The organism is Mycobacterium asiaticum (assembly GCF_001668675.1).
In the GTDB taxonomy this organism is placed as follows: Bacteria; Actinomycetota; Actinomycetes; order Mycobacteriales; family Mycobacteriaceae; genus Mycobacterium; species Mycobacterium asiaticum_D.
On record NZ_LZKQ01000052.1, the window covers coordinates 1 to 3548 of the forward strand.

Sequence of the window (3548 nt, forward strand, 5' to 3'; positions counted from 1 at the left end):
GGTGGTCGGCGGCCGGGGTTCCGGTGCGGTGATGGTGCTGGCCGGTCCCCCGGGGGTCGGCAAGACCTCGCTGGGCGAGAGCGTGGCGCGGGCGCTGGGCCGTAAGTTCGTGCGGGTCGCCCTGGGCGGCGTGCGCGACGAGGCCGAGATCCGCGGTCACCGGCGTACCTACGTCGGCGCGTTACCGGGCCGCATCGTGCGGGCCATCGGTGAGGCCGAGTCGATGAATCCTGTTGTGCTGCTGGACGAAATCGACAAGGTGGGCTCCGACTACCGCGGCGACCCGAGCGCGGCGCTGCTGGAGGTGCTCGACCCGGCGCAGAACCACACCTTCCGCGACCACTACCTGGATCTGGACCTGGACCTGTCCGACGTGGTGTTCCTGGCCACCGCCAACGTGATCGAGAACATCCCGTCGGCGCTGCTGGACCGGATGGAACTGGTGCAGATCGACGGGTACACGGAGGACGACAAGGTCGCGATCGCACGCGATTACCTGCTGCCCCGGCAGCGGGAGCGGGCCGCGCTGACCGAGGACGAAGTGACGATCAGCGACGCCGCGTTGCGCAAGATCGCCGCCGACTACACCCGCGAGCCGGGGGTGCGGCAGTTCGAGCGGCTGCTGGCCAAGGCGCTGCGCAAGGTGACCACCAAGCTCGCCGAGAACACCGAGCCGATCACCGTCGACGAGCCGGATTTGGTGAGTTACCTTGGCCGGCCGCGGTTTACGCCGGAGTCCGCCGAACGCACCGCGGTGCCCGGCGTGGCTACCGGGCTGGCCGTCACGGGCCTGGGCGGCGACGTCCTTTACATCGAAGCCGGCTCGACCGAGGGCGAGCCGTCCTTGCAGCTGACCGGACAACTGGGTGACGTGATGAAGGAGTCGGCACAGATCGCGCTGTCCTATGTGCGTTCGCACGCAGCCGAACTCGGCGTCGACCCGACCGTGCTGGATCGGCGCATCCACGTGCACGTGCCGGCCGGCGCGGTGCCCAAGGACGGCCCCTCGGCCGGCGTGACGATGGTGACCGCGTTGGTGTCGATGGCCACCGGACGCCAGGTGCGCTCGGATGTCGGCATGACCGGCGAGGTCACGCTGAACGGCCGGGTGCTGCCGATCGGTGGCGTCAAGCAGAAACTGCTCGCCGCTCAACGTGCCGGGCTGTCGACGGTCTTCATCCCGGCACGCAACGAGCCGGATCTGGACGACGTGCCCGCCGAAGTACTCGAGGCGCTGACGGTCAAACCGATGACCGACGTCGCCGAGATCGTCGCGCAGGCACTGGAATCCGCGAAGGTGGCGACGGCGGCCGCCTGAGGCGCTAGGGTGCACTGATGGTGCTGGTGACCCTGCCGCGGCGTGCCGCGTAGCGTCGTGGCGTACGACAGCGAGCTCGCCGACCGGGTTCGCGAGCTGATCGGACCGAAGTTCGACGAGAAGCGGATGTTCGGCGGGCTGGCGTTCCTGGTCGGCGGGCATATGGCGGTCGCGGTCAGCGGTCAGGGCGGCTTGATGGTGCGGATCCCCAAAGAAGACACCGAGAAGTTGCTCGGCCGCCGGCACGTCAGCCCGATGATCATGGCCGGCCGGGAGATCCGCGGCTGGCTGCGGGTAGCCCCAGACGGCGTGAAAACCAAACGCCAGCTGCAAAGTTGGATCGAGCGCGGCGTCCACTACGCGGGCAGCCTGCCGCCCAAGTAGCGGGGGTTTGTGCCGCGGGGTTGCGGGTACGCCGCGCGTATGGATACCTCCAAGCAGCGGGTGCGGCGGCTGCTCAAAGCCGCCGGCACCACCTACGCGGCCGAGGCCGGAATCCAGATCAAAGACAAGCCCATGCCGCTGTTTCAGCTGTTGGTGCTGTGCATGCTGGCCAGCAAACCCATCGACGCTGCCATCGCCACGAGCGCCGCGCGGGAACTGTTCAAGGCGGGTCTGCGGACGCCGAAAGCCGTGTTGGCGGCCGACCGGCGGACCATGATCGAGGCGTTCGGCCGCGCACACTATGTGCGCTACGACGAAAGCTCGGCCACCAGGCTGACCGACATCGCCACCAAGGTGCGTGACGAATTCGGTGGCGATCTGCGGGAGCTCGCCCGTCGTAGCGACCAGGACCCGGCGAAGGCGGTGCGAATCCTGAAAGGATTCAAGGGCATCGGCGACACCGGTGCCGACATCTTTCTGCGCGAGGTGCAGGACGTGTGGACGTGGGCGCGGCCGCATTTCGACGAGCGGGCCACCGCGGCGGCCAAGGCGCTGGACCTGCCCACCGATCCGGACAAGCTCGCCGCGTTGGCGCCGCGCACCAGTGCCCGGTTGGCGGCGGCCCTGGTGCGGACGTCGCTCGACGACGATCTGCGCCGGCAGGTAGCCGGCTGACCCGCCGATGACCGTGCGGATCGGCACTTCGGGGTGGTCTTATGACCACTGGGCCGATGTGTTGTACCGACCGGGACTGCCCGCCGCCCAGCGCCTGTTGCGCTACGTCGAGGTATTCGACACTGTGGAACTCAATGCGAGTTTCTACCGCTGGCCCAAGGATTCGACGTTCGCCGGATGGCGTGACCGACTGCCGGAGGGCTTCACCATGTCGGTGAAAGCGCACCGTGGGCTCACCCACTACCGGCGGCTGGGCTCGCCGGAACCCTGGATCGAACGGTTCGAACGTTGCTGGCAGGCGCTCGGTGATCGCCGCGGTGTGCTGTTAGTGCAACTGCATCCCGAGCAGCAGCGCGACGATGCTCGACTCGATGCGTTCTTGGGCATGATGCCCGCGCATATCCGAACCGCCGTGGAACTACGTCACCCGTCGTGGAACGCCCCGGATGTCTATGCGCTACTGGAAAAACACCGTGCCGCTTATGTGGTGATGAGCGGTGCGAATCTGGCAAGTGTACCGCGCGCCACCACCGATCTGGTGTATGTGCGGATGCACGGACCGGAGCCGGCCAGCATGTACACCGGCTCCTACACCGCCGCCGACCTGCGCTGGTGGGCCGACCGAATTGTGGACTGGCAGAACGAGAGTCGCGACGTGTGGGTCTACTTCAACAACGACCTCGGCGGTCACGCGGTCCGCAACGCGTTGTCGCTACGGGAACTCCTGGGATAGCGGTCAGAAGGGACGGTAATCATGACCAGTGCACCGATATTCGTCATCGCAGGGGGCGGCCTCGCCGCCGCGAAAGCGGTAGAGGCATTGCGGGACAACGACTTTGCCGGGCAGATCATCCTGTGCGCCGACGAGGAGCATCTCCCCTACGAGCGGCCGCCGCTGTCAAAGGAATACCTGGCCGGCAAGAAATCACTGGCGGACTGCACCGTGCACGACTCGGACTGGTACCGCGACCGCAATGTCGACCTGAGGCTGCACACGCGTGTGGAGTCCTTGGATACCGCCGGGCACACGGTCGGCCTTGCCGACGAGTCGGAAGTGCACTACGACAAGTTGCTGTTGGCAACCGGGTCGGCCTCGAGGCGCCCGCCGATACCCGGGTCGGATGCCGCCGGGGTGCACTATCTGCGCAGCTACCACGACGCCGTCGCGCTG

Annotated in this window: 5 protein-coding genes; all 5 read left to right on the forward strand. The window is 67.4% G+C overall.

Annotated features, from left to right (window positions below; translation table 11 throughout):
* A partial coding sequence (lon, locus tag A9X01_RS05375) for an endopeptidase La (protein ID WP_065119762.1) occupies positions 1–1318 on the forward strand: 1318 nt, incomplete at its 5' end.
* Between the two features lie 57 nt (positions 1319–1375).
* Positions 1376–1702, forward strand: coding sequence for a TfoX/Sxy family protein (locus tag A9X01_RS05380; protein WP_065119765.1), 327 nt, complete (start codon positions 1376–1378; stop codon positions 1700–1702).
* 39 nt (positions 1703–1741) lie between these two features.
* Entirely contained in the window at positions 1742–2377 is a 636-nt protein-coding gene (locus tag A9X01_RS05385) for an HhH-GDP family DNA glycosylase (protein WP_065119763.1), read from the forward strand.
* Positions 2378–2384: 7 nt separating this feature from the next.
* Entirely contained in the window at positions 2385–3110 is a 726-nt protein-coding gene (locus A9X01_RS05390; protein ID WP_065119764.1) for a DUF72 domain-containing protein, read from the forward strand.
* Between the two features lie 21 nt (positions 3111–3131).
* The coding region (locus A9X01_RS05395; protein ID WP_172832449.1) for an FAD-dependent oxidoreductase at positions 3132–3548 on the forward strand (417 nt) is incomplete at its 3' end.

Coding starts and splice junctions, on each gene's coding strand:
- A9X01_RS05385 (WP_065119763.1), top strand. CDS start 1,742: ATGGATACCTCCAAGCAGCGGGTGCGGCGGCTGCTCAAAGCCGCCGGC.
- A9X01_RS05390 (WP_065119764.1), top strand. CDS start 2,385: ATGACCGTGCGGATCGGCACTTCGGGGTGGTCTTATGACCACTGGGCC.